The following is a 25,093-nucleotide window of genomic DNA, read 5'->3' on the forward strand; positions in this document are numbered from 1 at the left end:
CGGTCGGTGGGGATGCGCCGGTGTCGGTGCAGTCGATGACGACGACGCGTACGTCGGATGTGGGTGCGACGTTGCAGCAGATCGCCGAGTTGACGGCGTCGGGGTGTCAGATTGTGCGGGTGGCGTGTCCGACGCAGGATGATGCGGACGCGTTGGCGGTGATCGCGCGGAAGTCGCAGATTCCGGTGATCGCGGATATTCATTTCCAGCCGAAGTATGTGTTCGCGGCGATTGACGCGGGGTGTGCGGCGGTGCGGGTGAATCCGGGGAACATCAAGCAGTTCGACGACAAGGTGCGGGAGATCGCGCGGGCTGCGGGTGATGCGGGGACGCCGATCCGTATCGGGGTGAACGCGGGTTCGCTGGATGCGCGGTTGCTGCGGAAGTACGGGAAGGCGACGCCGGAGGCTCTGGTGGAGTCGGCGCTGTGGGAGGCGTCGTTGTTCGAGGAGCACGGTTTCCGGGACATCAAGATCTCGGTGAAGCACAACGATCCGGTGGTGATGGTCAACGCCTACCGGCAGCTCGCCGCGCAGTGCGACTATCCGCTGCATCTGGGTGTCACCGAGGCGGGTCCGGCGTTCCAGGGGACGATCAAGTCGGCGGTGGCGTTCGGGGCGTTGCTGAGTGAGGGGATCGGGGACACGATCCGGGTGTCGCTGTCGGCTCCGCCCGCGGAGGAGGTCAAGGTCGGGCTGCAGATTCTGGAGGCGCTGAATCTGAAGCAGCGGCGGCTGGAGATCGTTTCGTGTCCGTCGTGCGGGCGTGCGCAGGTGGATGTGTACAGGCTGGCGGACGAGGTGACGGCGGGGCTGGAGGGTATGGAGGTTCCGCTGCGGGTCGCGGTGATGGGCTGTGTGGTGAACGGTCCGGGTGAGGCCCGTGAGGCGGATCTGGGTGTGGCGTCGGGTAATGGCAAGGGTCAGATCTTCGTGAAGGGCGAGGTGATCAAGACGGTGCCCGAGTCGAAGATCGTGGAGACGCTGATCGAAGAGGCGATGAAGATCGCCGAGCAGATGGAGAAGGACGGAATCGCCTCGGGCGAGCCCGAGGTCTCCGTGAGCTGACGGATTCCGCTCGGATCCCACCGACGGATCTCACCGACGGATCCCGCCGGGCCGACGGCTCCGGCGACCGCTCCGGGCCCGCGCGTACCGCCCTCCGCCGGCCTCCGTTTCCGGCTTCCTTCCCGCCCACGCCTTTACCTGTCTGGTTTACCTGTCTGGGGTCCCGCGGCCCGTCCCTCCAGGACGACGGCCGCGGGACCTTCTCCTGTGGGCGGCATGTCACGGACCCGCCAGGTACAGTGCGGAGATCAGCAGACCGTATGGTGAGGCCCCTCGTGTTGACGCAGACCACCACTCGGGTCCTCGAACCCGGTGAACTCGGCGCAGCGCTCGCCATCCTGGAGAGCGAGCCCGTAGCCAACGCCTTCGTGACCTCCCGGGTGCAGGTCGCGGGGCTCGATCCCTGGCGCCTCGGCGGCGAGATGTGGGGCTGGTACGCGGACGGGCGGCTGCGCTCCCTGTGCTACTCCGGCGCCAATCTCGTGCCGATCTGCGCCGGTCCCGAGGCCGTGCGCGCCTTCGCCGACCGCGCCCGCAGAACCGGCCGCCGCTGCTCCTCCATCGTCGGCCCCGCGGGGGCCACCGCCCAGCTCTGGCGGCTGCTGGAGCCCAGCTGGGGTCCCGCCAGGGAGGTCCGTACCCATCAGCCACTGATGGTGACCGAGGAGATCCCCGCCGTGGTCGCGCCCGACCCCTTCGTACGCCGGATCCGCAAGGACGAGCTGGAGGTGATCATGCCGGCCTGTGTCGCCATGTTCACCGAGGAGGTCGGTGTCTCGCCGCTCGCGGGCGACGGCGGACTCCTCTACCAGGCGCGTGTGGCCGAACTGGTGGGCGCGGGGCGCTCGTTCGCCCGTATCGACGACGGCAGAGTCATCTTCAAGGCCGAGATCGGCGCGGCGACCACCCAGGCCTGCCAGATCCAGGGCGTCTGGGTCGATCCCGAGTACCGCGGTCGCGGGCTGTCCGAATCGGGCATGGCGGCGGTCGTACGGTACGCGCTGGCCGATGTCGCACCCGTCGTGAGCCTGTACGTGAACGACTACAACACCCCTGCCCGCGCGGCCTATCGGCGCGTCGGGTTCCGAGAGGTGGGCGCCTTCATGAGCGTGCTGTTCTGAAAGTAGGGTTCGGCCATGCTGAGCATCCCCGGGGACACCCCCCGGATTCCCGCCGTACAGGTAGCGCCGGTCGATCTCGCCTCCCGCGTCGACGAGGCACTCGCCGTGCAGGCCCTCGCCTTCGGGCTCAGCGACGACGAGATCGGGGTACGCCGCCACATCGTGCTCCGGCATCTGATGTACCCGGGCTGCCGTGCCTTCGGCGCGACCACCGGCGCCGGCCGGCTCGTCGGATTCGTGTACGGCCTGCCGAACGACCGCGGCCACTGGTGGTCCACGGTCGTCGAGCCGTATCTGCGCGCCACCGCCTCCGACGGCTGGCTCGACGACTCCTTCGTGATCACCGAACTCCATGTCCATCCCGAGTTCCAGGCCCGGGGCATCGGCCGCGCGCTGATCACCACCATCACGGACGGCGCCGCACAGCCGAAGTCGATCCTGTCCGCCATCGACATCGAGAGCCCGGCCCGCAGGCTCTACCGCTCACTCGGGTACGAGGATCTCGCCCGCCAGGTCCACTTCCCCAGCGCGCCCAAGCCGTACGCCGTGATGGGCGCCACACTGCCGCTGCGCGGACAGGACGGCGGCGACTGAGGCAGCCGGGCGGGAACTGATTTCCGCCTGCCGGTGCGCCCCGGCTAACCTCCTGGAATCAACCGAGAGAACGCAGAACGCAGATCGCCAGGAGTGTTCCCCATGTCCCAGGTCCAGCGCATGTCCCGTTTGATGGTCAAGACACTGCGCGACGACCCGGCGGACGCCGAGACCCTCAGCCACAAGCTGCTCGTCCGCGCGGGGTATGTCCGCCGTACGTCCGCCGGCATCTGGAGCTGGCTGCCGCTGGGCAAGAAGGTCCTCGACAACATCTCGCGCGTCGTCCGCGAGGAGATGGACGCGATCGGCGCGCAGGAGGTGCTGCTGCCGGCGCTGCTGCCCAGGGAGCCGTACGAGGCCAGCGGCCGGTGGGAGGAGTACGGCGATCTGCTGTTCCGTCTCAAGGACCGCAAGGGCGCCGACTATCTGCTGGGCCCGACGCACGAGGAGATCTTCACCCAGGTCGTCAAGGACCAGTGCGCGTCCTACAAGGACCTGCCGGTGATGCTCTACCAGATCCAGACGAAGTACCGCGACGAGGCCCGGCCGCGCTCCGGTGTGCTGCGCGGCCGTGAGTTCCAGATGAAGGACTCGTACTCCTTCGACACCACGGACGAGGGCCTCGCCGAGTCGTACGCGCTGCACCGCGCCGCGTACCAGAAGATCTTCGCCAGGCTCGGCCTCGACTTCCGTATCGTCTCGGCGGTCTCCGGCGCGATGGGCGGCTCCGCGTCCGAGGAGTTCCTCGCGCCCGCCGCGGCGGGGGAGGACACCTTCGTGGACTGCCCGGCCTGCGACTACGCGGCCAACACGGAGGCGGTCACCTTCGCCGCTCCCGCTCCCGCTCCCGCGGCGGCCGGGCACGGCCCGGTCGAGGAGCTGGACACGCCCGACACCCCGACCATCGAGACGCTCGCCGAGTTCCTCGGCGTACCCGCCTCGGCCACCCTGAAGAACCTGCTGGTCAAGGTCGACGGCGAGATCACCGCGGTGGGCGTCCCCGGCGACCGCGAGGTGGACCTCGGCAAGCTGGGCGAGCATCTCGCGCCCGCCGTGGTGGAGCTGGTGACGGCCGAGGACTTCGAGGAGCGGCCCGAGCTCGTACGGGGCTATGTCGGCCCGCAGGGCCTGAAGATCCGCTACATCGCCGACCCGCGCGTCGCACCCGGCACCGCCTGGATCACCGGCGCCAACAAGCCCGGCACCCACGCGCGCAACGTGGTCGCCGGACGGGACTTCGAGATCGACGACGTTCTCGACGTGGTCGTCGTCGAGGAGGGCGACCCCTGCCCGGTCTGCGGTACTGGCCTCAAGCTCGACCGCGCGATCGAGATCGGCCACATCTTCCAGCTCGGCCGCAAGTACGCCGACACCTTCCAGCTCGATGTGCTGGGCCAGCAGGGCAAGCCGGTGCGCGTGACCATGGGCTCGTACGGCATCGGCGTCTCGCGCGCCGTGGCCGCGCTGGCCGAGCAGACGGCCGACGAGCAGGGCCTGTGCTGGCCCCGGGAGATCGCTCCTGCGGACGTCCATGTGGTGGCGGCGGGCAAGGCGCTCCAGACGGAGCTGGCGCTCGACGTCTCGGAGAAGCTCGCGGAGGCGGGGCTGCGCGTGCTGGTGGACGAGCGGCCCGGGGTCTCCCCGGGTGTCAAGTTCACCGACGCCGAGCTGATCGGCGTACCGCACATCCTGGTGGCGGGCCGCCGCTCGGCCGAGGGCATCCTGGAGCTGAAGGACCGCCGCACGGGTGAGCGCGAGGAACTGTCGGCCGAGGAGGCCGTCGCCCGCCTGATCGGCTGACGCCTCGGGGCCCCGGTGTCCTCGGAACAAGCCCGTCCGGCGACCGAGGACATCCGGGGCGCGGCCCCGGTGTCGGGAAGGAGCGGGCCGGGGGGCAAGCCCGCCGCGGGCGCTCCCGGCCCGCCGCTACAGCCAGCCCGCGAATTCCAGGAGGAGTTCCGCGGTCTGGCGGCGGCCCGCCGCCAGCGCCCGGACCCCGGACTCCACCGCGCGGAACAGCGTCCAGCCCCGCAGCCGCCCCCCGTCCATGTCCAGCGAGTCCGCCAGGCGGCTCACCCGGCGCCGCGCCGAGGAGGGGCCCGACGAGGCGGCCACCAGATCCTCGACCCGGTCGCGGGCCAGCCGCGCCAGGTCGTAGGCGGGCTCACCGACCAGCGGCTCGGGACCGACGGCGAGCCAGGGCGCCCGCTCGCCCGCCAGCACCTTGCCCTGGCCGAACGCGCCGTGCAGGAGCCGTGTCTCCGTGGCCGTGGCGCAGAGCTCCTCACGCGCCGCCAGAGCGGCCGAGACGAGCGGCGCGAGGCCGCCGTCGGCGTCGTCCGCCGCGCGCAGCTCCGCCGACTCCCGCTCCGTCCGCTCGGCCACCGTCTCGAAGCCATGGCCCGCGGGCGGGTCGACCCAGAGCCTGCGGACCGTTCCCGCCGCTTCCAGCAGGGCCTTCGCCTCGGGCAGCGAGCGCAGCGAGATCTCCGGCTGGAGACGTTCCAGCAGCAGCGCGCGGTCGGTGGCGGTGTCGTCGGTGGCGGTGTCAGGGGCGGCGGTGCCGGCGCCGGTGTCGAGCAGTTCCACCGCGCCCCAGCCCTTCCAGTGCGCCAGCGCCGCCCGCTCCAGCGACGGAGCCGCGAGGGGCGGTGTGATCTTGAGCGTCGCGGGAGAGCCGTCGGGCCGCCGTACGAGCACCACCAGAGCGCTCCTGCCGCCCGGCGCGACCACCCGCTCGACATCCAGCCCCCGCGCGGCGACGGCTTCCCCGGTAAGGGCCGGGAGCCGGTTCAGCCACTCGGCGGCGGCAGGCTCGCCGTACTGCCGGCCCAGCGCGCGCACCAGACGCTGCGGTGGTTCGAAACCCATACGTGCGCCGTTCCCCTTCGAGGCTCGGGGCTCACGCGCGCTCGGCGAGCCCAGGAAAGGCTACGCCCGTGCCGCGCCAGCGCACCGCGCGCACCGCGGCCTCCCGCAGCGCGCCCGCCGCCTCCCGGCGCAGCGGCCCTTCCGCGGCCCGTACGAGATCGGAGTAGACGCCCGCGATCCGGTCCTCCAGCTCGGCGGCGAGCCGTACGGCCGCCGCGGCGTCCGGCACCGCGAACGGCAGGGCGTACGCGGGCGCGGCCACCGCGGGCTCACCGCCGAGGTCGCGCACGGTCCGGGCGAGCGCGTCACGCCGGGCGCGGTGCGCGGTGTACGCGGCGTCCGCCTCGCCACGGCGGTCGCCGTCGACCCGGCCGCCGACGACTCCGTACCCGTAGACGACGGCGTGCTCCGCCGCGAGTGCGGCCTGCGCGGCGTCCAGCACACCGGTGCTCACGAGCGGGATCCTTCCGTCAGCAGATAGGCGTGGGCGGCGCCCGCCGCCGCGAGGGAGGCCAGCAGTCTGGCCAGCTCCGCGGGCGCGTCCATGAGTGTGGCGGTGTGCGCGTCGGCGGTCCTGCGCTCGGCCGTGGCCAGCGCCTTGAGCGCCTGCGCCGGGTCGTCCGCGACGGCGGGAAGGACCGGCGGCCTCGGTCCGGGAGAGGCGCCGGGCGACTCGGCGCCGGACTCGGGTGCGGACGACGCGGCGGAGGGCGACGGACTCACGGGCCGGCGTACCGCCGGCGCCAGCGCCTCCACCTGCCGCGCGACCGCCGTCCGCAGCGGCGTCAGCAGCTCGCCCTCGTCCGGGTGGAGCGCCAGCACCGCGTCGTACTGTCCGAGCAGCGCGCGGCTGGTGGCGGCGGACCGCTGCCGCAGCGCGCTCTCGGACCGCGCGCCCGTCCCGCTCCCGGACCTCCGTCCGCCGGTGGGATCGGAGGTGCAGCCGGTCAGCGCCCCGGCCGCCATGGCTCCCGCGGCGCCCGCGGCCATGAGCACACGCCTCCGTGTCGTCCCCGTGCGCCCCACGCGTCTCTCCTCGGGCCTCGCGATGATCACCGCAGGCGAGCGTACCCGCGGGTCATCCACAGGTGGACGGCAACACCCCTTCGGACCGGATACCCTTTGATCGGACACACGACGATCCCACAACAGCACACGCGGCCGAGGAGTCACCCGGATGAGCACCACCCAGAGCGAAAGGCTGCGCGGACTGCTGGAACCGCTCGTCAGCGCGAAGGACCTGGATCTGGAGGAGATCGAGGTGTCCCGGGCAGGCAGGCGTCGTGTGCTGAGAGTCGTGGTCGATTCCGACGAGGGCGTGGACCTCGACGAGTGTGCCGAGCTGAGCCGCTCCATCTCCGAGAAGCTCGACGAGACCGACGCGATGGGCGAGGACGAGTACCAGCTCGAAGTCACCTCGCCCGGCGCCGAGCGCCCTTTGACCGAGCACCGTCACTATCTGCGCGCCGTCGGCCGGCTGGCCAGATTCCAGCTCCACGAGGACGGCGAGCTGGTGGCCCGCATCCTCACCGTGGACGACGAGGGCCTCGACGTCGAGGTGCCGGGCGTGAAGGGGCGCAAGCCCACCGCCCGCCGGGTCGAGTTCGCGCGGATCGCCAGGGCGCGGGTGGAGATCGAGTTCAGCCGCAAGGACAAGAAGGAAGAGGAGGCGTAGCCGTGGACATCGATGTGAAGCTCCTGAAGGGCTTGGCACAAGAGAAGGAGATCCCCTTCGATCTGCTGGTCGAGGCGATCGAATCCGCCCTCCTCATCGCCTATCACCGCACGGAGGGCAGCCGCCGGCACGCGCGGGCCGTGCTGAGCCGGGACAACGGCCATGTCACGGTCTGGGCCAAGGAGGACCCCGCCGAGCTGGAGGAGGGCCAGGAGCCCAAGGAGTTCGACGACACCCCGTCGGACTTCGGCCGGATCGCCGCGACCACCGCGCGCCAGGTCATCCAGCAGCGGCTGCGGGACGCCGAGAACGATGTCACCTTCGGCGAGTACGCGCGCCGGGAGGGCGATGTCGTCGCCGGCCTGGTCCAGCAGGGCAAGGACCCCAAGAACGTCCTCGTCAAGCTGGACGACAAACTGGAGGCCATCCTTCCGGTGCAGGAGCAGGTGCCGGGCGAGGAGTACACGCACGGTCTGCGGCTGCGCACGTATGTGGTGCGGGTGGCCAAGGGCGTGCGCGGCCCTTCGGTGACGCTCTCCCGTACCCACCCCAATCTGGTGAAGAAGCTCTTCGCGCTGGAGGTCCCGGAGATCGCGGACGGCTCGGTCGAGATCGCCGCGATCGCCCGCGAGGCGGGCCACCGCACCAAGATCGCCGTACGGTCGACCCGGTCCGGTCTCAACGCCAAGGGCGCCTGCATCGGTCCGATGGGCGGCCGGGTCCGCAATGTCATGGCCGAGCTGCTCGGCGAGAAGATCGACATCGTCGACTGGTCGGACGACCCGGCCGAGATGGTGGCCAACGCGCTGTCGCCGGCCCGGGTCAGCAAGGTCGAGGTCGTCGATCTCGCCGCGCGCTCCGCGCGGGTGACCGTGCCGGACTACCAGCTCTCGCTGGCGATCGGCAAGGAAGGGCAGAACGCCCGCCTCGCCGCCCGGCTCACCGGCTGGCGGATCGACATCCGCCCGGACACCGAGCAGCCGGACGACGACCGTGACCGCGGTGACGACCGTGACCGCGGAGGCGACAGGGGCCGCGGAGGCGAGCGCGACCGGGGCTGACCGCCGGGCCGGCCGTTCGGCGGGACGATCTCGGGACGGGGTTCCGTCGCGCGCCGCGACATCCCGCGCCGGCCGGCCGACACCGGTCGGCGCGCGCCGACACGATCTTCCGAGCTGTCACGCGTTCGAGTCTTGCCCCAAAGGGGTGAGGTCGGCGCGGGGAGGTAGACTTGAACATGTCTGGCCGGACGAGGGCCCGAGCCTGCCCTGAGCGAACGTGCGTGGGCTGCCGGGAACGAGCGGCCAAAGACGATCTGCTGCGCATCGTGGTGGTCGGGACACAGTGTGTCCCCGATCGACGCGGTACGCTGCCCGGCCGGGGTGCGTATACGCACCCCTCCTTGAACTGTCTCGATCTGGCGGTCCGCCGCCGGGCGTTCCCCAGGGCCTTCCGGGTCCAGGGTCCGCTCGACAGCGCGGAGTTGCGCCGGGCCGTCGAGGCGGTCACGGCGCAGGCCGCACTGTAAGAAGAAGTACGGCACGGAACCCCGTGCGGTTCAGGTACCTCGCGAGTTGGAAGTAGGTCGAGATTGCGATGAGCACTCGATGAGTACGCGATGAGTACGCCCATGAAGTAGCGACGGTCCGGCGGTAACCCGGACCTAAAAGGAGCGAAGTGGCTAAGGTCCGGGTATACGAACTCGCCAAGGAGTTCGGCGTCGAGAGCAAGGTCGTCATGGCCAAGCTCCAAGAACTCGGTGAATTCGTCCGTTCGGCGTCGTCGACGATCGAGGCGCCGGTTGTACGTAAGTTGACTGACGCTTTGCAGGGGCCCGGCGGCAACGCCGGCAAGACCACTGCCAAGCCCGGGGCGCCGCGCAAGGCGACCCCCGCGAGGCCGGCCGCACCCGCTGCCCCGGCCGCGCCCGCCGTCCCGTCGGCGGGGTCGCCGGCGCAGACCGCGCGTCCCGCGGCGCCCAAGCCCGGTGTCCCGGCTCCCAAGCCGGCCGTCGCCGAGGCGCCCAGAAGCACTCCCACCGCGCCGAGCCCCGGACCGCGTCCGGCGCCGGCCCCCAGGCCCGCCCCGGTCACACCGAAGCCGGCTCCCGCCGCTCCGGCCGCGCCGGAGTTCACCGCGCCTCCGTCGGCCCCGGCCGCCGGACCCCGGCCCGGTGCCACGCCCGGACCGCGTCCGTCCGCCCGTCCCGGCAGCGACCAGCGTGACCAGCGCCAGGGCGGCGACCGCGAGCAGCGCCAGGGCGACCGCGACCAGCGTCAGGGCGGCCGCTCCGGCGGCGCGCGCCCCGGCCAGGCCCCGCGTCCCGGTGCCCGTCCGGCCGGACCGCGTCCCGGCAACAATCCCTTCACCTCCGGCGGCTCCACCGGTATGGCGCGCCCGCAGGCGCCCCGTCCCGGCGGCGCCCCGCGTCCCGGCGGCCCCGGTGCCCCGGGCGGTCCGCGTCCGCAGGGCTCCGGCCAGGGCGGTCCCCGTCCGCAGGGCGGTCCCGGCGGACAGACCGGACGCCCGACCCCCGGCGGCATGCCGCGTCCGCAGGCCCCCCGCTCCGCGGGCGGTCCGGGCGGCGGCCCCGGTGGCAACCGTCCCAACCCGGGCATGATGCCCCAGCGTCCCGCGGCCGGTCCGCGTCCCGGCGGTGGCCCCGGCGGTGGCCGTGGTCCCGGTGGCGGCGCCGCGGGTCGTCCCGGCGGCGGTGGCGGCGGCGGTCGTCCCGGTGGCGGCGGCGGTGGCTTCGCGGGCCGTCCCGGTGGCGGTGGCGGCGGCGGTGGCTTCGCCGGTCGTCCCGGTGGCGGCGGCGGTGGCGGCGCTCCGGGTCGTCCCGGTGGCGGCGGCGGCTTCGGTGGTGGCGGCGGCGGTGGCCGTCCCGGCTTCGGCGGACGTCCGGGTGGTCCCGGTGGCCGCGGTGGCACACAGGGCGCGTTCGGCCGTCCCGGCGGGCCCGCCCGTCGTGGCCGCAAGTCGAAGCGGCAGAGGCGCCAGGAGTACGAGGCCATGCAGGCCCCGTCGGTCGGCGGTGTGATGCTGCCTCGCGGCAACGGACAGACCGTCCGGCTGTCGCGCGGTGCGTCGCTCACCGACTTCGCGGAGAAGATCAACGCCAACCCGGCGTCGCTCGTCGCCGTGATGATGAACCTCGGCGAGATGGTCACGGCGACCCAGTCCGTCTCCGACGAGACCCTCCAGCTCCTCGCCGATGAAATGAACTACGTCGTCGAGATCGTCAGCCCGGAGGAGGAGGACCGCGAGCTGCTCGAGTCCTTCGACATCGAGTTCGGCGAGGACGAGGGCGGCGAGGAATTCCTCGTGTCCCGTCCGCCGGTCGTCACCGTCATGGGTCACGTCGACCACGGTAAGACCAGGCTGCTGGACGCGATCCGCAAGACGAACGTCGTCGCGGGCGAGGCCGGCGGTATCACGCAGCACATCGGCGCGTACCAGGTCGCCACCGACGTCAACGGTGAAGAGCGCAGGATCACCTTCATCGACACCCCGGGCCACGAGGCGTTCACCGCCATGCGTGCCCGTGGTGCGAAGTCCACCGACATCGCGATCCTGGTGGTCGCGGCCAACGACGGTGTGATGCCGCAGACGATCGAGGCGCTGAACCACGCCAAGGCGGCCGACGTGCCGATCGTGGTCGCGGTCAACAAGATCGACGTCGAGGGCGCCGACCCGACCAAGGTGCGCGGTCAGCTCACCGAGTTCGGGCTGGTGGCCGAGGAGTACGGCGGCGACACCATGTTCGTCGACATCTCCGCCAAGCAGGGCCTGAACATCGACAGCCTGCTGGAGGCCGTGGTCCTGACCGCGGACGCCTCGCTCGACCTGCGGGCCAACCCGGAGCAGGACGCGCAGGGCATCGCGATCGAGGCCCATCTCGACCGCGGCCGCGGCGCCGTCGCCACCGTGCTCGTCCAGCGCGGCACGCTGCGCGTCGGTGACACGATGGTCGCCGGTGACGCGTACGGCCGGGTGCGGGCCATGCTCGACGACAACGGCAACAACGTCGACGTGGCGACGCCTTCGACGCCCGTCCTGGTCCTGGGTCTGACCAATGTGCCCGGTGCCGGTGACAACTTCCTGGTCGTCGACGAGGACCGTACGGCCCGGCAGATCGCCGAGAAGCGTGCCGCCCGTGAGCGGAACGCGGCCTTCGCCCGCAGGGGCGTCCGGTTCTCCCTGGAGAATCTGGACGAGGCCCTCAAGGCCGGTCTGGTGCAGGAACTCAACCTCATCATCAAGGGCGACGCGTCCGGTTCGGTGGAGGCCCTCGAGTCCTCGCTGCTCCAGCTCGACGTCGGCGAAGAGGTGGACATCCGGGTGCTGCACCGCGGTGTGGGTGCGGTCACCGAGTCGGACATCGACCTGGCCATGGGCTCCGACGCCATCGTGATCGGCTTCAACGTGCGCGCCGCGGGGCGTGCCGCGCAGATGGCCGAGCGCGAAGGCGTGGACGTCCGGTACTACTCGGTCATCTACCAGGCGATCGAGGAGATCGAGTCCGCCCTCAAGGGCATGCTCAAGCCGGAGTACGAAGAGGTCGAGCTCGGTACGGCGGAGATCCGCGAGGTCTTCCGCTCGTCCAAGCTGGGCAACATCGCGGGTGTTCTCATCCGTTCCGGCGAGGTCAGGCGCAACACCAAGGCCCGGCTCGTCCGCGACGGCAAGGTCATCGCGGAGGACCTCAACATCCAGGGTCTGCGCCGCTTCAAGGACGATGTCACCGAGATCCGCGAGGGCTTCGAGGGCGGTATCAACCTCGGAAACTTCAACGACATCAAGATCGACGACGTCATCGCCACCTACGAGATGCGCGAGAAGCCGCGCGGCTGACGCACGGGCTGACCGCTCAGGTCGGGGCCGGTCGACGGGACGAATTTCCGTCGATCGGCCCCGGCCGTTGCGTGTACGGTTCTTGTGCCCCTGCCAAGCGCTGGCAGGGCACCGAACCCGTACCGGCGGGACATCCGGACGTGCATGTATGTGGGGACGCTGTCCTTCGATCTGCTCCTCGGCGACGTACGGTCGTTGAAGGAGAAACGCTCCGTCGTCCGGCCGATCGTCGCCGAGCTCCAGCGGAAATTCGCGGTCAGCGCCGCGGAGACCGGCAGCCAGGACCTCCATCGCAGGGCCGAGATCGGTCTGGCGGTGGTGTCCGGCGACCGGTCCCATCTCACCGAGGTGCTCGACCGGTGCGAACGCATGGTCGCCGGGCATCCGGAGGTGGAGCTGCTGTCGGTAAGGCGGCGGCTGCACGGCGACGAGGACTGACCGGACGAAGACTGACCAGTGGACAAGAAAACCCAGAAGGAAGAGTGACGGACCGGTGACCGACAACGCGCGGGCCCGCAAGCTGGCCGATCGCATCCAGGTCGTGGTCGCGGAGACCCTGGACCGGCGTATCAAGGACCCGCGACTGGGGTTCGTGACCATCACGGACGCCCGTGTCACCGGCGACCTGCGGGAGGCCACGGTCTTCTACACGGTCTACGGCGACGACGAGGAGCGGGCGGCCTCCGCGGCGGCCCTGGAGAGCGCCAAGGGCGTCCTCCGCTCCGAGGTGGGCCGCCAGACCGGCGTGCGCTTCACCCCGACGCTGGCGTTCGTCCCGGACGCCCTGCCGGACAACGCGCGCACCATCGAGGACCTCCTCGACCGGGCGCGTGCCAAGGACGCCGAGGTACGGGAGGTGTCCACCGGCAAGACCTACGCGGCCGGGGCCGACCCGTACCGCAAGGCCGACGACGCCGAGGACGCGGCCGCCGCCGACGGCGCGGACGCCGACGGGGACAGCACGGACGGCGCCGCCGCGGAATGACTCAGCAGAACAGGACGCCCGACGGCCTTGTCATCGTCGACAAGCCGTCGGGCTTCACTTCGCACGACGTCGTCGCCAAGATGCGCGGGATCGCCGGAACACGGCGCGTCGGCCACGCCGGCACCCTCGATCCCATGGCGACGGGCGTCCTCGTCCTCGGTGTGGAACGGGCCACGAAACTGCTCGGGCATCTCGCGCTGACCGAGAAGGAGTACCTCGGTACGATCCGGCTGGGACAGAGCACCGTGACCGACGACGCGGAGGGCGGGATCATCTCGTCCGCGGACGCGTCGCTGCTCGCGCGCGCCGCCATCGACAGCGGGATCGCCGCACTGACCGGCGCGATCATGCAGGTGCCCTCCAAGGTGAGCGCCATCAAGATCGACGGCAAGCGGTCCTACGCACGCGTACGCGGCGGTGAGGAGTTCGAGATCCCCGCCCGGCCGGTGACCGTCTCCTCCTTCCGGCTCTACGACGTCCGTGAGGCCGTCGCCGAGGACGGCACCCCGGTCCTCGATCTGATCGTCTCCGTCGTCTGCTCGTCCGGTACGTACATCCGCGCCCTCGCCCGGGATCTCGGCGCCGGGCTCGGCGTCGGCGGCCATCTCACCGCGCTGCGCAGGACCCGCGTGGGACCGTACGCGCTGGACTCGGCGAGAACGCTGGAGCAGCTCCAGCAGGAGCTGACCGTCATGCCGGTCGCCGAGGCCGCCGCCGCCGCGTTCCCGCGCTGGGACGTGGACGAGAAAAGGGCCGGGCTGCTGCTCAACGGCGTACGGCTGGACATGCCGGTGTTCGACTCGGCGCCCGTCGCCGCGTTCGGCCCCGAGGGGCGCTTCCTGGCGCTCGTCGAGGAACAGCGGGGCAAGGCCAGGAGCCTCGCGGTCTTCGGCTGAGACCGGAGCGGCCGGCCGGATCCGGAGCCGCGACCGCGGCGACCGGGCCGGACCGGCCCCGCACGGGTGGAGCGCCGGACCGCACCGTGGAGCCGGGCAGGCACGCCTGCCCGGCTCCACGGCCCCCCTCCGAGAAGGGTCTGTCCATCCCGGGCCCGTCATTCACCCCTGGGAGCAGGCGCTTGGAGGGGAGAGACGGTGCACTGGGGGGCGCGTTCGCATCTGAGCCGTTTCCGGAGCCCGGTGGCCGATGCGTGCCACGGGTACGGGGCATGGCAGTCTTAGCATTGCGTGACGGGAAATGACGTACATGGGTTCGGGCGGAGGAGCGGTCTCAGTGCAGCGCTGGCGTGGCTTGGAGGACATCCCCCAGGACTGGGGGCGCAGCGTCGTCACCATCGGCTCCTACGACGGGGTGCACCGCGGACACCAGCTCATCATCGGCCGCGCGGTGGAGCGGGCGCGGGAACGGGGAGTGCCGTCGGTCGTCGTGACCTTCGACCCGCATCCGAGCGAGGTCGTACGGCCCGGCAGCCATCCGCCACTGCTCGCGCCGCACCACCGGCGTGCCGAGCTGATGGCGGAGCTGGGCGTGGACGCGCTGCTGATCCTGCCGTTCACCGTCGAGTTCTCCCGGCTGTCGCCGGGCGACTTCATCGTGAAGGTGCTGGTCGACAAGTTGCACGCCTGTGCCGTGATCGAGGGCCCCAACTTCCGCTTCGGCCACAAGGCCGCCGGGAACGTCGCCGTACTGGCCGATCTGGGCGCCACCTACGACTACGAGGTCGAGGTCATCGATCTGCGGGTGACCGGCGAGGCCGGCGGCGGCGAGCCTTTCTCGTCCACGCTCACCCGCCGTCTGGTCGCCGAGGGCGATGTCGCGGGCGCCGCGGAGATCCTCGGCAGGCCGCACCGGGTCGAGGGCGTGGTGGTGCGCGGCGCGCAGCGCGGACGGGAACTCGGCTATCCCACGGCCAATGTGGAGACGCTGCCGCACACCGCGATCCCGGCCGACGGAGTGTACGCGGGCTGGCTCACGGCGGACGGCGAGCGGATGCCGGCGGCGATCTCGGTCGGTACGAACCCGCAGTTCGAGGGGACGGAGCGGACGGTCGAGGCGTATGCGATCGACCGGGTGGGGCTGGATCTGTACGGGCTCCATGTGACCGTCGACTTCCTCTCGTACGTCCGCGGCCAGCGGAAGTTCGAGTCGATCGACGCGCTGCTGGAGGCGATCGCCGACGACGTCAAGCGCTCACGGGCGCTGACGGAGGAGTACGACGCCGGATAGAAGGGCGACGCCGGGCAGTAGGGGCGGCCTTCGGGTCCTGTCGGGGCCCGGCTCAGGTCGCCGTCGCCCAGTGGCACGCGACCTGTGCGGTCGGGCCGCCCGTCAGCACCGGCGGTGACTCCCTACGGCACCGCTCCTCGACACCCGCCCGTGCCGCCTCGCCCGAGGCGAGCACCTGGCACCGGGCGTGGAAGCGGCAGCCGCCCGGGATACGGGACGGGTCCGGCGGCTCGCCCGTGAGCACGACCGGCGTCCGCCCCGACTCCGGCAGCACGGACAACAGCGCCTGCGTGTAGGGATGCTGAGGGTCCGTCAGCACATTCTCCACCGGGCCCGTCTCCACGATCCGCCCGAGATACATCACCGCCACCCGGTCCGCGATGTTCCACGCCAGACCGAGATCGTGGGTCACCACCAGCGCGGACAGGCCGAGTTCGTCGCGCAGTGACAGCAGCAGCGCGAGGATCTCACCTCGTACGGACGCGTCCAGGGACGCCACCGGCTCGTCGGCGACGATGAGTTCGGGTTCGAGGACGAGCGCGCCCGCGATGACGACCCGCTGCCGCTGGCCGCCGGACAGTTCGTGCGGATAGCGCGGGAAGAAGCGCTCGGGCGGCCGGAGACCGGCCCGGGACAGCGCCTCGGCGACGGCCGCGCGCTCATCGCCCCGGTGACCGTGGATCCGGAGCCCCTCGGCCACCGCGTCGTACACCGTATGGCGCGGATTGAGCGATCCGCTCGGATCCTGGAGGACGAGCTGGACGCGCTTGCGGTACGCCTTGAGCGCGCGGGCGCCGTACCCCAGCGGCTCCCCGGCGAAGGTCACCCCGCCCCGGGTGGGCGGCACCAGACCCAGCAGTGTCCGGGCCAGGGTGGTCTTGCCGCAGCCGGACTCACCCACCAGGGCGACGATCTCCCCGGCGCCGATGTCGAGATCGACGCCGTCGACGGCCCGGGACGGCGGAGCGCCGCGCCGCCCCGGGAATGTGACATTCAGCCCGGCGGCCGACAGCAGCGGGACCGGGGAGGCGATGGTGGTCGTCGTCATGGAGGCTCCTGGAGGGTGGCCGGGCTTCACCGGGCTCTACGGCAGAGGGCGGTCTCTACGGGAGAGGGTCCGCCCCATGGGGAGAGGGCCGGTTCCACCGGGAGAGGTCCGGCCGTGCGGAAGAGGGCGTACGGCGCGGGCGGCCCTCACCGCGGCGGCTCCGCGACGGGGACCGCGGAGCCCACCCGCAGGCAGGCCGCGCTCCGGCCAGGACCGGCCGGCCGCAGCCTCTGGTCCTCCCGCGCGCAGATCTCCAGCGCGACCGGGCATCGCGGATGGAACGTACAGCCGGACGGCAGCGCCGAAGGGTCCGGCGGATCACCGGGCAGCCCGCGCGGCGCGCGCCGGGACGCCAGATCACCGACGCGCGGGAAGGCGGCGGAGAGCGCCCGGCCGTAGGGGTGCTCCGCCGCGTCGTAGACCTCCCGCGCCGGGCCCTCCTCCACGATCCGGCCCGCGTACATCACGGCGAGCCGGTCACAGGTGTCCGACAGCACCGCCAGATCATGGCTGATCATCAGCAGACCGATGTCCTGCTCCGCCACCGACCGCTCGATCAGCCGCAGGATCTGAGCCTGGATCATCACATCCAGCGCGGTGGTCGGCTCGTCCGCGACGATCAGCCGTGGATCGCAGGCGAGCGCCATCGCGATCATCACGCGCTGACGCTGGCCGCCGGAGAGCTCATGGGGATACGCGTCGGCGCGCGCGGCGGGCAGCCCGACCTGCTCCAGCAGCTCGGCGGCGCGCGAGCGGCCGGCCGCCGGCGTGGCACGCCGGTGCAGCAGCACCGGCTCGGCGATCTGGTCCCCGATCCGGTGCACCGCGTTGAGCGAGTGCATGGCGCCCTGGAAGACGATCGACGCGCCGGCCCACCGTACGGCGCGCAGCCGGCCCCACTTCATCGTGCGGACATCCTCGCCGTCGAGCAGGATCTCGCCGGTGAGCTTCGCCGTCGGCGGCAGCAGTCTGAGCAGCGCCAGCGCCAGGGTGGACTTGCCGCAGCCCGACTCCCCGGCGACACCGAGCTTCCGGCCCGGTCCGATGGTCAGATCGACGCCCCGGACGGCGGGCACGGCCGACGCCCCCGAGCCGTACGTCACGGACAGATTCCTGATCTCCAGCAGATTCGACGCGCCGTCGGTCAACGGGGCACTCCCAGCTTCGGGTTGAGCACGGTCTCGATCGCCCGGCCGCAGAGTGTGAACGCCAGCGCGACGAACGCGATCGCGAGTCCCGGCGGTGCCAGATACCACCAGTGCCCGGAGGAGACCGCGCCCGCCTCCCGCGCATCCTGGAGCATGCCGCCCCACGAGACGATCGTCGGATCGCCGAGACCCAGGAAGGCGAGCGTCGCCTCCGTCAGGATCGCGCTGGAGATGCCGAGCGTGGTCTGCGCGAGCACCAGCGGCATCACATTGGGCAGCACATGGCGGCTCATGATGTGGCCGTGCCCGCCGCCCAGCGCCCGCGCCCGCTCGATGTACGGACGTGACTCGACGGCGATCGTCTGTGCCCGTACCAGCCGCGCCGTCGTCGGCCAGCTCGTGACGCCGATCGCCACGATCACCGTCCAGACGGACCGTGACATGACCGTGGCCAGCACGATCGCCAGGACGAGGGTCGGCATCACCAGGAACCAGTCGGTGATCCGCATGATCACCGTCGCCGCCCAGCCTCCGTAGTGCCCGGCGAGCACACCGACGAGCGTACCGATGGCCACCGACAGCGCGGCGGCCAGCAGCCCCACGGTCAGCGAGATCCGGGCGCCCCACACCAGCAGCCCCAGCAGGGGCCGCCCGAACTGGTCCGTACCGAGCGGGAACCGGCCGCTCGGCGCCTCCAGCGCCCTGCCCGGCGCCCGCGTCACGCTCTGCACATCGCCGCCGACGAGCAGCGGCGCGGCCAGGGCGGCCAGTGCGACGAGCGCGAGCCCGGCGAGACCGAAGAGCCCGGCGCGGTGCGTGCGGTAGTGCTGCCAGAAGCGGACCACCGACGCGCGTCTGCGGGCCCACGCGAACGAGGAGGCGGACGGGGAAGGGGCGCCGCCGGCCGCGACGGCATCGGGGGCGGACGGCTCCTCCGGCGCGGGTGACGGGGCCGGCGGCTTCGCGGAGGTCATCGGCCCACCCGGGGATCGAGCAGCGGATAGAGCAGATCGGCGAGCAGGTTCATCACGATCATCGCGCCGGCGAAGACCAGGAACAGCCCCTGGACCAGCGGCAGATCGGGCACGCTCAGCCCTTGGTAGAAGAGCCCGCCGAGGCCCGGCCAGGAGAACACCGTCTCCACCAGGATCGAACCGCCCGCCACATGGCCCAGATTGATGAAGACCATGGTGACGGTGGGCAGCAGCGCGTTGGGCACCGCGTGCCGCCGCCGTACGAGGTCGTCCCGCAGCCCCTTCGCCCGCGCCGTCGTCAGATAGTCGCCGCCCATCTCGTCCAGCAGCGAGGAGCGCATCACCAGCAGCGTCTGCGCGTACCCCACCGCGACCAGTGTGGCCACCGGGAGCACCATGTGGTGCGCCACGTCGAGGACCCGGGCGAAGCCGGCCGTGCCGCCCGACTCCATACCGCCGGTCGGGAACACGCCGGGGACCGGGCCGATGCCCACCGACAGGACGATGATCAGCAGCAGGCCCAGCCAGAAGGACGGCACGGACCAGAGTGTGAGTGCCACGCCCGTGTTCAGCCGGTCGCCGAGACCGCCGTGGTGCCAGGCGGAGCGGGTGCCGAGCCAGAGGCCGAGCGCCGAGTAGATCACCACCGCGACACCGGTGAGCAGCAGTGTCGCGGGCAGCTTCGCCGCGATCAGCTCACCGACCGGCGCGTGGAACTGGTACGAGGTGCCCAGATCGCCGGTCAGCGCCTTGGCACAGTAGTCGGTGAACTGCTGCCACAGCGGCAGATCCAGCCCGAACTGCCTGCGCAGTGTGGCCAGTTGCTCGGCGGATGTCGGGGCGCCGTGGGTCATGGCCCGGACCGGGTCGCCGGGGACGATCCGGAAGAGGAAGAAGCTGGTGACGAGGACGGCGAGCAGCGAGACGGCCGCGCCGCCGAGCTTGCCCGCCACATGGAGCGGATACGCGGTCCTGGTGCCGGCGCGGGCCGCGGGGTCGGACGGCCCGGTCCGTGCCGGGCCGTCGACCGCGTCCCGCACCACACCGGGAGTGCTTGCGGTGCTCATGGTCTATTCACGGTCTTCCGCGGTGGAACGGCGCCGCATCGCGACGAGGAGCCCGAGCCCGGCGGCGACCACCGCGGCGGCGCCGATCCCGATCGCCACGGCGGTCGAGGAGGAGCCGCCACCGGATGTGCCGCCGTCGCCGTCGTCGGCCGGGACCGCGGACCACCAGCTCCAATAGCCGTCCTGGCCCCAGAGGTTGCCGGCGGCCTCGGGCATCGTCGTGATCGACTTGATCTGGTCCGTACGGTACGCCTCGACCGCGTTCGGGTACGCCATGACATTCATGTACCCGGTGTCGTAGAGCCTCGACTCCATTTGCTTGACGAGCTCCGCGCGCTTGGCCGCGTCGTACTCCACGGCCTGCTGGGCGTAGAGGGAGTCGTACGCCTTGTCGCAGATGAAGTTGTCGGTGGCGCCGCTGTCCTTGGGAGTGGCGGGGAGCGCTCCGCACGTATGAATGGAGAGGACATAGTCGGGATCGGGGTTGACGGACCAGCCGTCGAAGGCCAGATCGTAGTCGCCCGCGAGCCAGGGATCGGAGACGTTGTCGAGGCACTCGACCTTCAGCCCGATGCCGAGCCGGCCCCACCACTCCTGGAGGTACTTGCCGATGGCCTTGTCGTTCGGATCGGTGGCATGGCAGAGGATGCGGAGGTCGAGCGGCCTGCCGTCCTTGCCGACGCGCTTGCCTCCGGCGTTCTTCCGGTAGCCGGCCCGGTCGAGTGTCCGGGCCGCCGCGTCCGGGTCGTACGCGATCTTCTGCTCCGCCGAGGGCTGCCAGAAGTACGGGCCGAAGCGCGGCGGGATGTAGCCCTGGCCCTCGACGGCATGGCCCTGGAAGACCCGGTCGATGATGCTCTCGCGGTCGACGGTCTGGAAGAGGGCCTTGCGCACCGCCGGGTCCCGCAGCGCCGGATGGCCGTTGCCGAACCTCTTGCCGTCCTTGGACCTGGCGCCCGGGTTGATGGCGAGCGCGTAGAAACGGCGGCCAGGCGCGTCGTTGACCTTGATGTGGTCGGCGTTCTTCAGCGCGGCGGCCTGGGCCGGTGTGAGATTGGAGGCGAAGGAGACCTCGCCCTTCTGGAGCGCGGCCACCGCCGCGTCGCCGTCCTTGTAGTACTTGAGGACGAGTTCGTCGAACTGGGGCGCGCCGCGCCAGAAGTCCCGGTTGGGCTTCAGCCTGATGTACTGGTCGACCTTGTAGTCCGTGACGACGAACGGTCCGTTGCCGACGATCGGGAACCGCTTGTCGTTGTTGAACTTCGAGAAGTCGCCGACCTTCTCCCAGATGTGCTTGGGCACGATCGGCACATCGAGTGCCGTCATGGTGGCCTGAGGCTTCTTCAGCTCGATGACCAGGGTCTTCGCGTCCGGTGCGGTGACTTGCTTGAAGTTGGCCGTGAAACTGCCGTTGGCGGTGGCCGCGTTCGGGTCCGACATCATCTTGTTGAAGGTCCAGGCGGCGTCCTCGGCGGTGGCCGGCCGGCCGTCGGACCACTTCGAGTCGTCGCGGATGGTGAAGGTCCAGGTCAGCTTGTCGGCGGAGGGCTGCCACGCGGTGGCGAAGCCCGGGACCGTCCGCGCGTCCTTGGCGTCGTAGTTGGTCAGATACTCGTACGCCAGCCGGTGGACGGTGGTGCTGACGAGCCGCTGGGCCAGGAACGGGCTGAGGGAGTCGACGCTCTGGCTGACCGCGACGGTCAGGACCTGTGCGCGGTCGCCGGCCGCCTCGGCCTGCTGCGGCGCCGGGAGGAGCGGCTGGACAGGGAGGACGGTCGCGGCCACGAGCACCGCGGACGCGACGGCGGAGGCCGGCAGCAGTCGGAGACGGGGGCGTTGCCGGACGGGCTGCCGCGGTGTGCGCGGCGGAACGCTGTGGACCATGGGACGGTGACCTCGCGTCATCACTCGCAGGAGAAGCCGGGTTGAATCTGGTTCGCCAATCGGTGAAGCGAGGTTTATCAGCGGGCGTCAGGGCGCGTCAACGGGTGGTCAAACCGCGTGTGGGCTGCGGGAATGCGCCGAGGGCCCGCACCGGGGGACGGTGCGGGCCCTCATTGGTCTCGACCTCTGTTGCCTTACTGCTGAGGCGCTGGCGGTGCCTGCGGAGGCTGCTGCTGCGGCCATCCGCCGGGCGGGACGGGACCTTGCAGATCGGTCTGGCCCTGAGGCGGCGGCTGCTGCTGCGGCTGCTGGCCGTACGGTCCCGGCAGGGCCGGCTGTCCCGGGTGACCGGGCTGGATCTGCTGGCCCGGCTGCGCGGCCTGTCCGGGCGGGAGGTGTCCGAACTGCGGACCGGCCGGGCTCGCGGGTGACTGCGCCTGGGACGGCGGCGACTGCTGCCAGCCCTGCTGCACACCGGGCCCCGGACCCTGAACCTGCTGCTGCGGATACGGCTGGTACGGAGGCTGCGGCTGACCTTGCTGGGGCTGCGCGTACGGCTGCGGATACTGCTGAGGCGCGTACGGCTGCCCCTGCCCCTGTCCCTGCACCGGCTGTGCCTGCACCGGCTGTCCGTACGGCACCTGCCCGTACGGGACCTGCCCGTAAGGCGGCTGACTTTGCGTCCGCTGCCCCGGTCCCGGCATCGGGGGCACGAGATGCGGCGGCGGATTGCCGTCCGCGGTCCACAGCCCCTGGGCCTGCTGCGCCCGTACGAAGTCCTCCGCGACCAGCGCCGAGAGATGGAAGTACGCCTCGCGCGTCTTGGGCCGCATCATGTCGAGATCCACCTCGGCACCCGCCGCGAGATGCTCGTCGAACGGCACCACGACCACACCGCGGCAGCGCGTCTCGAAGTGCTGCACGATGTCGTCGACCTTGATCATTTTTCCGGTCTCGCGGACGCCGGAGATGACCGTGAGCGAGCGCTGCACCAGATCCGCGTATCCGTGCGCGGACAGCCAGTCGAGCGTCGTCGAGGCGCTGCTCGCGCCGTCGACGGACGGAGTCGAGATGATGATCAGCTGATCTGCGAGATCGAGCACCCCGCGCATCGCACTGTAGAGCAGACCGGTGCCCGAGTCGGTGAGGATGATCGGATACTGCTTGCCGAGGACCTCGATCGCACGCCGGTAGTCCTCGTCGTTGAACGAGGTGGAGACGGCCGGGTCCACGTCGTTGGCGATGATCTCCAGACCGGAGGGCGCCTGCGAGGTGAACCGGCGGATGTCCATGTAGCTGTGGAGATACGGGATCGCCTGCACCAGATCGCGGATGGTCGCGCCGGTCTCGCGCCGTACGCGGCGCCCGAGCGTACCGGCGTCCGGATTGGCGTCGATCGCCAGGATCTTGTCCTGCCGCTCGGTGGCCAGCGTCGCTCCCAGCGCGGTGGTCGTCGTGGTCTTGCCGACACCGCCCTTGAGGCTGATGACCGCGATCCGGTAGCAGGAGAGGACGGGCGTACGGATCAGCTCCAGCTTGCGCCGGTACTCGTGCTCCGCGGCCTTTCCGCCGATCCTGAAGCGCGAACCCGCCGACGGATTGCGGCTGCTCTTCGGCTTCTGCTTGTTGTTGCGCAGCAGACGGTCGGAGGACAGCTCGACGGCGGCCGTGTAGCCGAGCGGCGCGCCCGGGACGGAGCGCTCGCGGTGGTCGTGCGCGACGGGCGAGGGCCAGGCCGTGCCGGCCCGGGGATCCACGGCGGCCCGGGGATCCACGGCGGGCGGCTGGGCGCCGGGCTGCTGGTGGTGCGGGGGCTGTTGCTGTGGCTGCTGGTGCTGTGCGGGCTGCTGCTGGTGCGGAGGCTGTGGCTGAACGGGCGTCTGGACGGGCGCGGGTACGGGAGCGTGCGCGCCCGGAGCGCCGTACGGGGCCGGGAGCGCCTGCGCGCCGGGCTGCCCGGACGGGTCCTGGTGCGGAAAGCCGTAGCCACCGTGCTGCGGCGCGGGCCCGGGTCCGTACGGTCCCGGCTGCTGTCCCGGCTGTGCCTGCTGGTGCGGGAATCCGTAACCGGCGGGCGGTACGGCGCCCGGCGGTACGGAGGCGTCGGCGCCCGGTACGGCGGGCGGCAGCGCGGCCTGAGGCGCCGGTGCGACGGGGCCCGCCGGTGCGACCGGGCCGGGCTGCTGCTGAGGGTGGCCCTGCGGAGGGAAGCCGTAGCCGCTCTGCGGCGGCTGCGCGGCCCACGGATACGGATTCGCGGGCTGCTGCGAGCTCTGGGGCTGCGGCTGCGGCTGATGTTGCGCGGGTACGGGCGCGGGGGAGGGCTGCTCGGCGGCGTGTGCGGCCACGGGCCACTGCGGCGCGGACGCCGGCGCGGCCGGCTGGAACGCGGGCGGCAGCGGCGGCAGCGCGGAGTCCTGGGGCGCGGGCGGCTGAAGCGCCCAGGACTGTGCCGGGGTGGCTGCCGGGGCGGCGTCCTGGGGCTCGTCGGCCGCCACGGCGTCGGCGTCCTGGGGCACCGCGTCCCTGACGGTGTCCTCGGGCACGGTGCCGGCCGATCCGTCCTCGGCCTCGCCCTCGTTGATCTCGCCCTCGGCCGTGCCCTCGCCCGTGGTTCCGGCGGCGGGGGTTGCCTCGGCCGTCTCCTCGACGGTCTCCGCGTCCTTGGTTTCGGCGCTCTCGTCGGCGTCCCCCGCACCGTCAGTGGCCGCGGCCTGTGCTACGTCGGCCGAGGCGTCCGCGTCGGTGTCGCCGTCCCCGTCGGTGTCGGCGGCCCCGTCCTCGTCCTTGCTCCGGTCCGTGGGCTCGGCGGACCGCTCGGCCTCGTCATCGGCCTCGTCACCAGGTGCGGGCACGGCTGCGGCCGGAGGCGCCACGCCCTGCGGGTCCGCTCCGGCGCCGCCGGTCTCCCCGGCATCACCGGACGCGGCCGTCCCCGGCTTTCCGTCGGTGCGCGCGGACTCCCGCTCGGCGATCTCCCGCTTGAGCGCCGCGGGTGAGATCCGTACCGTCGTCCCGCTCTCCAGATCGTCACCGCCCAACGGCTCCGCCGCCGGGGAGGGGGAGCCCGGTGCCGCGGTGACCGGCGCAGTCGGATCGGGCACCGGGACCGGCGCGGGCACCGGTGGAGCCGCGGGCGCCCAGTTCGGCTCGAAGCCGCTGCCCGCGGGCAGCCCCGGCACGGCGACGGGCGCACCGTCGGGCGGCGGAGGCGAGTTCGTGAACGACGCGGGCGCACCCGAGGCACCACCACCGGACGTGCCCCCCGGCGCGTTCTGCGTGTACCAGGCGGGAGGGGTGTAGTCGATGGTGAACTCACCCGTCATCTCGGGCTCCGCGTCGGACTGATCGTCCACGGGAGGCCGGTTCCAGCCTCCGCGGATCTCGTCCCGATCGCCGTTCACTTTGCCTCCTGGTGTGGTCGAGCACCCTTGTGCCGTGGTGGGTGGGGCGTCCGCATCGCCGTGTCCGGTACGCCCGGCTCAGGCTCCCAGGTCCTGTCCGCAGGTCTCTACTCCCGCGCCCGCTCCCACCCTAATCGCCAACGGCGCGGGTACGTCAGGCCGGTTCCGCCCGCCGGCGGCCGGCGTGTACGTCCTGCCCCGCCCTCATGTGAAC

At 71.8% G+C, this 25,093-nt stretch carries 21 protein-coding genes; 12 read left to right on the plus strand and 9 right to left on the minus strand.

Features of this window, described 5'->3' with window-relative positions; genetic code table 11:
• From ispG to BFF77_RS00950, 4 genes are all read left to right on the plus strand, one after another.
• Positions 1-1,067 (plus strand): flavodoxin-dependent (E)-4-hydroxy-3-methylbut-2-enyl-diphosphate synthase (gene ispG / locus BFF77_RS00935; RefSeq protein ID WP_066942818.1); only part of this gene is annotated, 1,067 nt, incomplete at its 5' end.
• 260 nt (positions 1,068-1,327) lie between these two features.
• Positions 1,328-2,188: a GNAT family N-acetyltransferase gene (locus BFF77_RS00940; protein ID WP_066942742.1), complete on the plus strand. Its 861-nt coding sequence runs from the start codon at positions 1,328-1,330 to the stop codon at positions 2,186-2,188.
• A 15-nt stretch (positions 2,189-2,203) separates the two neighbouring features.
• A complete protein-coding gene (locus BFF77_RS00945; protein ID WP_066942744.1) occupies positions 2,204-2,782 on the plus strand; it encodes a GNAT family N-acetyltransferase in 579 nt (192 codons plus the stop codon).
• A gap of 102 nt (positions 2,783-2,884) precedes the next feature.
• The gene (locus BFF77_RS00950) at positions 2,885-4,582 is read left to right on the plus strand and encodes a proline--tRNA ligase (RefSeq protein WP_066942746.1); all 1,698 of its coding nucleotides are present in this window, start codon (positions 2,885-2,887) and stop codon (positions 4,580-4,582) included.
• 126 nt (positions 4,583-4,708) lie between these two features.
• Here the strand turns inward: BFF77_RS00950 and BFF77_RS00955 are convergent, their stop codons facing one another.
• Genes BFF77_RS00955 through BFF77_RS00965 form a run of 3 tightly spaced genes read right to left on the minus strand, consistent with a single transcriptional unit; the run spans position 4,709 to position 6,643 of the window.
• Positions 4,709-5,653, minus strand: coding sequence for an aminoglycoside phosphotransferase family protein (locus BFF77_RS00955; RefSeq protein ID WP_066942748.1), 945 nt, complete (start codon positions 5,651-5,653; stop codon positions 4,709-4,711).
• 31 nt (positions 5,654-5,684) lie between these two features.
• Positions 5,685-6,107, minus strand: a complete 423-nt coding sequence (locus BFF77_RS00960) for a DUF4439 domain-containing protein (RefSeq protein ID WP_066942750.1) — start codon at positions 6,105-6,107, stop codon at positions 5,685-5,687.
• Positions 6,104-6,643 carry a hypothetical protein gene (locus BFF77_RS00965; RefSeq protein WP_066942752.1) on the minus strand — a complete coding sequence of 180 codons (540 nt, stop codon included), beginning with the start codon at positions 6,641-6,643 and terminating at the stop codon, positions 6,104-6,106. Before BFF77_RS00965 ends, BFF77_RS00960 begins: the two co-directional genes overlap by 4 nt.
• A 187-nt stretch (positions 6,644-6,830) precedes the next feature.
• Between BFF77_RS00965 and rimP the strand changes: the two genes are divergently transcribed.
• The 8 genes from rimP (at position 6,831) to BFF77_RS01005 (ending at position 15,354) form a co-directional block, all read left to right on the plus strand.
• Positions 6,831-7,328 (plus strand): ribosome maturation factor RimP, encoded by a 498-nt coding sequence (gene rimP / locus BFF77_RS00970; RefSeq protein ID WP_066942753.1) that lies wholly within the window; start codon positions 6,831-6,833, stop codon positions 7,326-7,328.
• Positions 7,329-7,330: 2 nt separating this feature from the next.
• Positions 7,331-8,389, plus strand: coding sequence for a transcription termination factor NusA (nusA, locus tag BFF77_RS00975; protein ID WP_066942755.1), 1,059 nt, complete (start codon positions 7,331-7,333; stop codon positions 8,387-8,389).
• A 176-nt stretch (positions 8,390-8,565) separates the two neighbouring features.
• On the plus strand, positions 8,566-8,856 hold the full coding sequence (locus BFF77_RS00980; RefSeq protein ID WP_079124701.1) for a YlxR family protein: 291 nt from the start codon (positions 8,566-8,568) through the stop codon (positions 8,854-8,856).
• 149 nt (positions 8,857-9,005) lie between these two features.
• The gene (infB, locus tag BFF77_RS00985; RefSeq protein ID WP_066942759.1) at positions 9,006-12,182 is read left to right on the plus strand and encodes a translation initiation factor IF-2; all 3,177 of its coding nucleotides are present in this window, start codon (positions 9,006-9,008) and stop codon (positions 12,180-12,182) included.
• Between the two features lie 144 nt (positions 12,183-12,326).
• On the plus strand, positions 12,327-12,620 hold the full coding sequence (locus tag BFF77_RS00990) for a DUF503 domain-containing protein (RefSeq protein WP_066942761.1): 294 nt from the start codon (positions 12,327-12,329) through the stop codon (positions 12,618-12,620).
• A gap of 55 nt (positions 12,621-12,675) precedes the next feature.
• Entirely contained in the window at positions 12,676-13,167 is a 492-nt protein-coding gene (gene rbfA / locus BFF77_RS00995; RefSeq protein ID WP_066942763.1) for a 30S ribosome-binding factor RbfA, read from the plus strand.
• Positions 13,164-14,063, plus strand: coding sequence for a tRNA pseudouridine(55) synthase TruB (truB, locus tag BFF77_RS01000; RefSeq protein WP_066942765.1), 900 nt, complete (start codon positions 13,164-13,166; stop codon positions 14,061-14,063). The genes rbfA and truB overlap by 4 nt, the downstream gene beginning before the upstream one ends.
• 337 nt (positions 14,064-14,400) lie before the next feature.
• Positions 14,401-15,354 carry a bifunctional riboflavin kinase/FAD synthetase gene (locus tag BFF77_RS01005; RefSeq protein WP_211280123.1) on the plus strand — a complete coding sequence of 318 codons (954 nt, stop codon included), beginning with the start codon at positions 14,401-14,403 and terminating at the stop codon, positions 15,352-15,354.
• 52 nt (positions 15,355-15,406) lie between these two features.
• Here BFF77_RS01005 and BFF77_RS01010 read toward each other — a convergent pair whose 3' ends face one another.
• From BFF77_RS01010 to BFF77_RS01035, 6 genes are all read right to left on the minus strand, one after another.
• On the minus strand, positions 15,407-16,402 hold the full coding sequence (locus BFF77_RS01010) for an ABC transporter ATP-binding protein (RefSeq protein WP_066942769.1): 996 nt from the start codon (positions 16,400-16,402) through the stop codon (positions 15,407-15,409).
• Positions 16,403-16,548: 146 nt separating this feature from the next.
• Entirely contained in the window at positions 16,549-17,550 is a 1,002-nt protein-coding gene (locus BFF77_RS01015; protein ID WP_066942772.1) for an ABC transporter ATP-binding protein, read from the minus strand.
• Positions 17,547-18,524: an ABC transporter permease gene (locus BFF77_RS01020; protein ID WP_066942774.1), complete on the minus strand. Its 978-nt coding sequence runs from the start codon at positions 18,522-18,524 to the stop codon at positions 17,547-17,549. The genes BFF77_RS01015 and BFF77_RS01020 overlap by 4 nt, the downstream gene beginning before the upstream one ends.
• Positions 18,521-19,591 (minus strand): ABC transporter permease, encoded by a 1,071-nt coding sequence (locus BFF77_RS01025; protein WP_066942776.1) that lies wholly within the window; start codon positions 19,589-19,591, stop codon positions 18,521-18,523. Before BFF77_RS01025 ends, BFF77_RS01020 begins: the two co-directional genes overlap by 4 nt.
• 3 nt (positions 19,592-19,594) lie before the next feature.
• Positions 19,595-21,475: an ABC transporter substrate-binding protein gene (locus tag BFF77_RS01030; protein WP_066942778.1), complete on the minus strand. Its 1,881-nt coding sequence runs from the start codon at positions 21,473-21,475 to the stop codon at positions 19,595-19,597.
• Between the two features lie 194 nt (positions 21,476-21,669).
• Positions 21,670-24,879 (minus strand): SCO5717 family growth-regulating ATPase, encoded by a 3,210-nt coding sequence (locus BFF77_RS01035; RefSeq protein ID WP_066942780.1) that lies wholly within the window; start codon positions 24,877-24,879, stop codon positions 21,670-21,672.
• Between the last annotated feature and the right edge of the window lie 214 nt (positions 24,880-25,093).

The sequence above is a fragment of the Streptomyces lushanensis genome (genome assembly GCF_001700515.1).
Classification (GTDB): domain Bacteria; phylum Actinomycetota; class Actinomycetes; order Streptomycetales; family Streptomycetaceae; genus Streptomyces; species Streptomyces lushanensis.

Excerpts from the sequence above, each read along its gene's own strand:
- BFF77_RS01010 (WP_066942769.1), bottom strand. The coding sequence starts at position 16,402 with ATGACGACGACCACCATCGCCTCCCCGGTCCCGCTGCTGTCGGCCGCC.
- truB (WP_066942765.1), top strand. The coding sequence starts at position 13,164 with ATGACTCAGCAGAACAGGACGCCCGACGGCCTTGTCATCGTCGACAAG.
- rimP (WP_066942753.1), top strand. The coding sequence starts at position 6,831 with ATGAGCACCACCCAGAGCGAAAGGCTGCGCGGACTGCTGGAACCGCTC.
- BFF77_RS00940 (WP_066942742.1), top strand. The coding sequence starts at position 1,328 with ATGGTGAGGCCCCTCGTGTTGACGCAGACCACCACTCGGGTCCTCGAA.
- BFF77_RS00945 (WP_066942744.1), top strand. The coding sequence starts at position 2,204 with ATGCTGAGCATCCCCGGGGACACCCCCCGGATTCCCGCCGTACAGGTA.
- BFF77_RS00955 (WP_066942748.1), bottom strand. The coding sequence starts at position 5,653 with ATGGGTTTCGAACCACCGCAGCGTCTGGTGCGCGCGCTGGGCCGGCAG.
- BFF77_RS01020 (WP_066942774.1), bottom strand. The coding sequence starts at position 18,524 with ATGACCTCCGCGAAGCCGCCGGCCCCGTCACCCGCGCCGGAGGAGCCG.
- BFF77_RS00980 (WP_079124701.1), top strand. The coding sequence starts at position 8,566 with ATGTCTGGCCGGACGAGGGCCCGAGCCTGCCCTGAGCGAACGTGCGTG.
- BFF77_RS01030 (WP_066942778.1), bottom strand. The coding sequence starts at position 21,475 with ATGGTCCACAGCGTTCCGCCGCGCACACCGCGGCAGCCCGTCCGGCAA.
- BFF77_RS00990 (WP_066942761.1), top strand. The coding sequence starts at position 12,327 with ATGTATGTGGGGACGCTGTCCTTCGATCTGCTCCTCGGCGACGTACGG.
- BFF77_RS01025 (WP_066942776.1), bottom strand. The coding sequence starts at position 19,591 with ATGAGCACCGCAAGCACTCCCGGTGTGGTGCGGGACGCGGTCGACGGC.
- BFF77_RS00965 (WP_066942752.1), bottom strand. The coding sequence starts at position 6,643 with ATGGCCGCGGGCGCCGCGGGAGCCATGGCGGCCGGGGCGCTGACCGGC.
- BFF77_RS00950 (WP_066942746.1), top strand. The coding sequence starts at position 2,885 with ATGTCCCAGGTCCAGCGCATGTCCCGTTTGATGGTCAAGACACTGCGC.